7 protein-coding genes are annotated in these 6,000 nt (G+C 27.6%); all 7 read right to left on the bottom strand.

The annotated features are described in order from the left end of the window. Positions 1 to 398: 398 nt before the first annotated feature. The 7 genes from GVY01_RS12440 to GVY01_RS12410 all read right to left on the bottom strand — a co-directional run bounded on the left by GVY01_RS12440 (position 399) and on the right by GVY01_RS12410 (position 5,684). Positions 399 to 1,358, bottom strand: coding sequence for a hypothetical protein (locus tag GVY01_RS12440; RefSeq protein ID WP_159333812.1), 960 nt, complete (start codon positions 1,356 to 1,358; stop codon positions 399 to 401). A 1-nt stretch (position 1,359) separates the two neighbouring features. Then, positions 1,360 to 1,800 (bottom strand): RusA family crossover junction endodeoxyribonuclease, encoded by a 441-nt coding sequence (locus GVY01_RS12435; RefSeq protein WP_159333811.1) that lies wholly within the window; start codon positions 1,798 to 1,800, stop codon positions 1,360 to 1,362. Positions 1,801 to 1,805: 5 nt separating this feature from the next. Further along, positions 1,806 to 2,183, bottom strand: a complete 378-nt coding sequence (locus GVY01_RS12430) for a hypothetical protein (protein ID WP_159333810.1) — start codon at positions 2,181 to 2,183, stop codon at positions 1,806 to 1,808. Between the two features lie 496 nt (positions 2,184 to 2,679). Continuing rightward, on the bottom strand, positions 2,680 to 2,904 hold the full coding sequence (locus GVY01_RS12425) for a hypothetical protein (protein ID WP_159333809.1): 225 nt from the start codon (positions 2,902 to 2,904) through the stop codon (positions 2,680 to 2,682). A gap of 149 nt (positions 2,905 to 3,053) precedes the next feature. Further along, positions 3,054 to 3,413 (bottom strand): hypothetical protein, encoded by a 360-nt coding sequence (locus GVY01_RS12420; protein ID WP_159333808.1) that lies wholly within the window; start codon positions 3,411 to 3,413, stop codon positions 3,054 to 3,056. Between the two features lie 773 nt (positions 3,414 to 4,186). Then, entirely contained in the window at positions 4,187 to 4,330 is a 144-nt protein-coding gene (locus tag GVY01_RS12820; RefSeq protein ID WP_159333807.1) for a type II toxin-antitoxin system Phd/YefM family antitoxin, read from the bottom strand. Between the two features lie 1,150 nt (positions 4,331 to 5,480). Next, on the bottom strand, positions 5,481 to 5,684 hold the full coding sequence (locus tag GVY01_RS12410; protein ID WP_159333806.1) for a hypothetical protein: 204 nt from the start codon (positions 5,682 to 5,684) through the stop codon (positions 5,481 to 5,483). Positions 5,685 to 6,000 lie beyond the last annotated feature (316 nt).

Genomic DNA, 6,000 nt, shown 5'->3' with positions numbered 1-6,000 from the left:
TGGGAATAAAAGTCAGTCTCAAAATTAAGACCGAAGAGTAAGTGCTATGGGCTGTCAGCCCATAGCACTTACTCTTCGGTCTTAATTTTGAGACTGACTTTTATTCCCATTCCTTTTTGGTTTCATTTTTGATACTGTATTTTGCATGGTTTTGAACAACATTTTTTGATAATTTCCTTTATCGTTTGATATGCAACACTTTTCTGCTTATTTTATGATATTGCTTTTTATTTATTTGATTTTATATTTACTTTTTGATATGTTTAGCGTATGTTCAAGGATTTTTATCATTTTATTTATAAGTATTATTTATTTTATATAGTTTTTATATATTTTGATCTGCACAAAAAAAGACTATAAACGCCGTCATTAAAGCATTTATAGTCAATATTCATATTTTATCTATCCATATGTCCATGATAATTATAAGGTGTTCCACCTAACTCGTGATATCTTTCGTACATATATTCACTTAATTCCTCATAAGCGTTATTCAATCGGTTAAAAGCGTTTCTAGTGCCGATAAATTCCCTATCTTCTAATAAAGCTCTACGCGTATAAGCTACTTCTTTAGCAAAAATCATATTTAAGGCGTATCCCTCACTTTTTCGCCTATTTGACTGCCAATATTGTAAATCCGCACTTTTTACCGGTGGTAATACTTCTAATAACCGTTGTGGGTCGGGTCTTTCACGTCTAACATCTTCATAGTCTGGCAATGCATCTGCCATAAGCCCAGCTTCTTCGTCATATCCTAACTGAGCTAAAACTTTAAAAATATCATTAAACGATTCTCCTACTTCTCCCGTTTCTAACGTATTTCTATAATCTTTAAAACTACCTAAATAATCACTTTTCGCCATATCTATCAAAGATAGTATTTTTTGCTTTTGCTCTCTATTGTCATGCTCTTCATCACTTTCTAATGTATCTATAAGTAACTGTAAACCGTCAACATCTATATTGTTTTTTTCTAAGGACTTTTGAAGACTTTCTAAATAATCAATACTAACATTTCTATACAAGGCATTTACAAGCTTTTTTAGGCTTTCTTTACTATCTTTAGGGTCAAAATAAGGATTCGTCTCTCTTTGCTCTTCTATACTCTCTATTTGCTTTTGTGCGTTGATCCTTGCGTTTTTCTTTAAAACTTCTATTACTTCGTCATCTTTTTCGGTCGTTTCTAGTCTTTTCTCAATTTCATTAATAGCTCTTACTAAACTTCTATATTCTCTCCGATACTCGTTCATATACTCATAACGTTCTTCTAATGATTCTAAGTAATTTTCTTTGAGCCCGTTAAACTCTTCCATAATTCGCTCTATAGCGTAAAATTTATCTAAATTCGTTGAAGGCATGTTATTCAATCCCTTTCAATGTGATTTCTGTTCTAGGTCTATGCAACTCTTGAAATTTAGCTTTAGCCACCATAACAATACGACTATCTTTGATTTCTAAACCTTTAAAAATACTGTCAAAAGCAGCTTTTTCTAAGTTATCAATATCTGGTGCCGTCGTTCTCATAATATTATTAACGCCCTTATATCCTTTGGGTGCTTGCACAAAGAATTTTATTTCGGCTTTTACACCGTACGGGCAAGCCATAACATCATAAAAATCCTGATTTAAAGCATTATCTCTCTTTAACATTTCTTGTACATCTCTCATATATTGATTGTATTTTTCTGGATAGTACGTAATATTTTTAGTTTTACCGTCTGAGCCTTTTACACTTCTAAAGTTAGGGCGTGGCGTTGCTACTGGGGGAATATCAATAATATAGCTCCATTCTTTAGCCATTCATATCACTCTCTGTCTTCTGGTTTATAATCCATTTTCATATCTTTCATATGCTTTGCTATAGCATTTTCTTGACGTTCCTTATTTAACTCCTTTTTAGTTTTAGGTTTGGCGTAAGCGTCTGGGTTCTCTATATAATCATTATATAAATCTATAAGCTTGTTTAGTTCTGAAACAGAAAACATTTTATATAAAGCCTCTTGTTCACCCTCTGTAGTTAAATATTTCTTCATTTGTTTTTTAATTCTAAAAACTGATGGTTTACTATAATTTAATCGTTTTGCAATTTCTTCCCAATGAACAAAATTTAGTAAAAAGTCATTTAAATTTTTGCATTTAGTTTTTGCTATTTTTATTTGCTTAATCGTTTTGGTATTAGCCATAATCATCACTCATTTCTATTAATATTAATTAAATAAATACTACAATTAAGATACTATGTACGCAACGAAAACAACGTACACAAAGAACACAAATCATATATTTTAAAACACTTTATATATAATATTTGGCTCAAATTATAAATATAAATACACATTATTAATATAAAGGCTATTTTATTAAAAACATTAATATTATATTTAGTAAGCTAATAGTATTTTAGACTTCCATCACTAATAATATATATCATTTTTATGCGTTAGTATAATTTTTGATACTATATATATTTGAAAATTAAAGTTATTCTTGGTATCTATTTTGTAACTGTAAAATTTATTATATAAAATTATATTTAAATATATTTATTCTTATTAATAGTTATATCTCGTTTGTTAAATAGTTATTATTTTTAAGATTTAATTGTTTTAAATATATTGTTATTCCTTAAAAAGGTACCTTAATAAAATAAGTTGTTATCATCAATATAAACAAATAATTCTAATTCTTTTTTAATTTTGATTTTTTAGAATATCTATTTGTATTTACGTAATCAACTAATTTATCAGCTATATCTTTATATTCTGTGTTGATTGCGTGATTTTCAACAAAGATAAACACATTATCTCCGGCTAATATTTTGCCAGTTACTTCGTCATAATCTACATCGTCAAAATGATTTGCAATATATATAATTAATTTTACTTTGTAATCTTTTTTATTCAATTCCTAAACTGTTTTGACTAATTTTTCCTATTAATTTTAAATAAGAATAGCGCACTTACTCCGTGTATCACCTTAATCGGTAACTCTCAACGTAAATAAATGCGTTTCTCAGCGTCATTGATTTAATTTTTTTAGTAATTTATATTTGCTTACTTCTTTTTAAATGGCTTTTGTTCATCATAAACTTCTTTACTTAATATTTTACTTAATCTTTGTATTCCGTAATCTTCAACATATACAAAATTTTTCTTTTTAATATACGGTTTGATTTTAACTTTAAATTTAACTGTCTGACCTGTTAAAGATTTATATTCTTCATAAAACTTGTTGCGTTCCTGTAACCAAATATGATCGATGATTTCACCATTTATTTTTACATTTTTCAGTAGTATATGAACATTTTCCTTATATATACTAAATCTATCTGAATAACGTCTATATTTCACACTTTTTAATTCTCCAGTTAATACAACATCTTGATTTTTAAATTTCCTTAATTGCTCTCTCATGATTTCATCTCTTTTCTTTTTAGTTAGCTTAGTTCTTATAATGTTCCTTTTTAATTCTATATGTAAACAAAGTACACTACGTACTCTTTAAACAATTTCATTACTTTTCTTGTGTACTGCGTACACTTTGAATAATTCAACTCATGATTTTAAGAAATGCCTCAATATTCCTAAAGGACATAATTTTGGTGTGTTGATAAACGTTTACTAAATACAAATATTAAAGTATTCATGCTACTATCTCCAAATTTAGAAATAAATAAAAGTGAAAAGGGGCATTATATTGATTATTTAGAATTCACATTTAATATTGAAAATTGAAAAATGTTTATATTCAAGGAAAACAACCTTATGCACGTATACTTAAGAAGAAAAAACAGTAGTTAACCTTGAGAAAACTTTGTAAGTTGATATACCAATAAACCATTAATCACTTATTGTGTTTATTACCTATTGAATAGCAAAATAGAATATAAAAATAGGCGTCTGTATCGATAACACAATACAAACACCTAATAACATATAAAGAAATTTAGATTCAACTATCATAATCTACAAAGTAGTTAACAGTGAAAATGAATTGGAATCGTATCCTGTAAAGATTATAAATATTCATTTAACAAACTATTTATAGATCATTCATACTTCTTAAACATATAGTAACACATCTTCGACAGTAAACAATCTTATAACGTACACTGCGTACACAAATGATTTAAATAGAAGTTCCCCTTGAGAATACTACGACTAATTTAGACATAGATTATCAATTCTTATGTTCGTTTATTTTCAAAGCTTTTTAATGAACTTTCGAGGTGTCTTACATTAGTAGGAGACTGATTCAAATATATCGTTTCTAGTATACTTCTATAATCTGATACAGACATAATAAACGCGTTTTCATCATTTTTCGTCATAACAATTTTCACATCCCTATATTGTTTAACTTTTTTATGATGCTTATCAAATTGTTTGTATAATTAGCAATATTTGTCATAGTCTCATCTCCTTGTTTTATAGATAAAATGTACAACATTTTGTCCTTTTTTCAAATTAAAAATAAGCGGGACTATTACCCGCTTCTATAATCTATTATTTTAGTTATGTAATTATAAAGCTTTGAAAAATGAATATTTTTCATACAATTTAGAACAAAAAGAGGCAACAACATACCAATCTCATAGCCAAACCTTTAGAAATTATGCTATTGGAGTTTCCGTCATTGCCTCAACAGTCAGACTAATAATTAGTTAGATTACTTAGTTAAAACGGGGACATCCTCTTACTTCATATTATAAAACGAGGTGATACTAATGATAAAATTAATGAAATCAAAAATCAAAGCATATATCAATTACGCTTTAGGTGTATTAGTTATCGCCATTACTCTATTTATTATTTTTATTTCTAACACTCCTAATTAAACAACGATTCACTGATAACACTATGATTATTCAAACAATAGTTAGTAAAAAAGCAAGTGTGTCGGATTCTAGTATCCAACGATTGAGAAGTGGAAACTGTCCAATCGAAAGTCTAAACAATTAGTAGTAAATAAAAACTCAATTCATTATGGCGTACACTACGTACACATATCAAAAAAACTTTTCAGCGAAGCGGCTTCTTATATTACATCCACTTCTATTTATCTGTCTATCATCTGTTTTGACTATTAATATTTATTCTAACTTTTATAACTCATCATATGTAATTAAATACAACTCAAGAGATTTATTTATTATTTTTTATATTTTAGTTACATTCATACAATAAATCGTTTGATCGATGTACAATCGCTATTTAGTTCTAGTGATTATATCCATTCTGGTATTTTTTCTCTACTTATTTGTGATTTACGTTTTCCATTTATACCGAGTATCTTCAGGATGATATTTCGTTTGATTCCGCTTCTCATTATCAAATATGAACTCTATACATTTAACATTAATAGATGAAATATAAAATCACTCCCTCAATTTGATCATTGATGAATTAATCCATATTCGTCATATACTCCGTATCAATTTTTAGTACTAAATATATTTCATTAATATCTTTGTCTAATAGCTATCTAACTGTATTATCATATCTTGCCGAATAACTATTATATTGACCACCTAATTTTAACAATTGTTCATCATTACTTAAATTATTTATTTTATAAAACGGAAAACATTTTCGCTTCTCTGTTTTTTTCATTGATGTATATTTACTTTGTACCTTTTGAATACCTTGAATAGATAAGTCTAGATTATTGATAATTTGATTCATTCATTAACTTTTTATAGTAGTCTAGGTCCTATTGTCTATGATCTATGGTAAATACGTCTTATATATGTCGTATATATACGGAAGTTTCCCACTTTCACATACTTGAGCCAATAATTTTTGATATATATGGCATTCTTTATAATTGACTTCACTGGCTGATTGGTGTAGCGCTATTTCTATCTTTTCGTGAGAAAATGATTCTAATAATTCATGAATGAAATATGCGAATGTCTTGGTCATCACTTTGTCTTATTTCCTCTTAACATCTATTTTAGATATAAAAACATGTATAGCTGCATCACTTTTTTGATCTCTA

It is taken from the genome of Staphylococcus sp. 8AQ, from assembly GCF_902506595.1.
In the GTDB taxonomy this organism is placed as follows: Bacteria; Bacillota; Bacilli; order Staphylococcales; family Staphylococcaceae; genus Staphylococcus; species Staphylococcus pasteuri.
Note: the sequence above shows the minus strand (reverse complement) of the source record. Positions and strands in the feature narration are given on the sequence as shown.

Coding starts and splice junctions, on each gene's coding strand:
- GVY01_RS12440 (WP_159333812.1), bottom strand. CDS start 1,358: ATGCCTTCAACGAATTTAGATAAATTTTACGCTATAGAGCGAATTATG.
- GVY01_RS12820 (WP_159333807.1), bottom strand. CDS start 4,330: ATGACGAAAAATGATGAAAACGCGTTTATTATGTCTGTATCAGATTAT.
- GVY01_RS12430 (WP_159333810.1), bottom strand. CDS start 2,183: ATGGCTAATACCAAAACGATTAAGCAAATAAAAATAGCAAAAACTAAA.
- GVY01_RS12410 (WP_159333806.1), bottom strand. CDS start 5,684: ATGAATCAAATTATCAATAATCTAGACTTATCTATTCAAGGTATTCAA.
- GVY01_RS12420 (WP_159333808.1), bottom strand. CDS start 3,413: ATGAGAGAGCAATTAAGGAAATTTAAAAATCAAGATGTTGTATTAACT.
- GVY01_RS12435 (WP_159333811.1), bottom strand. CDS start 1,800: ATGGCTAAAGAATGGAGCTATATTATTGATATTCCCCCAGTAGCAACG.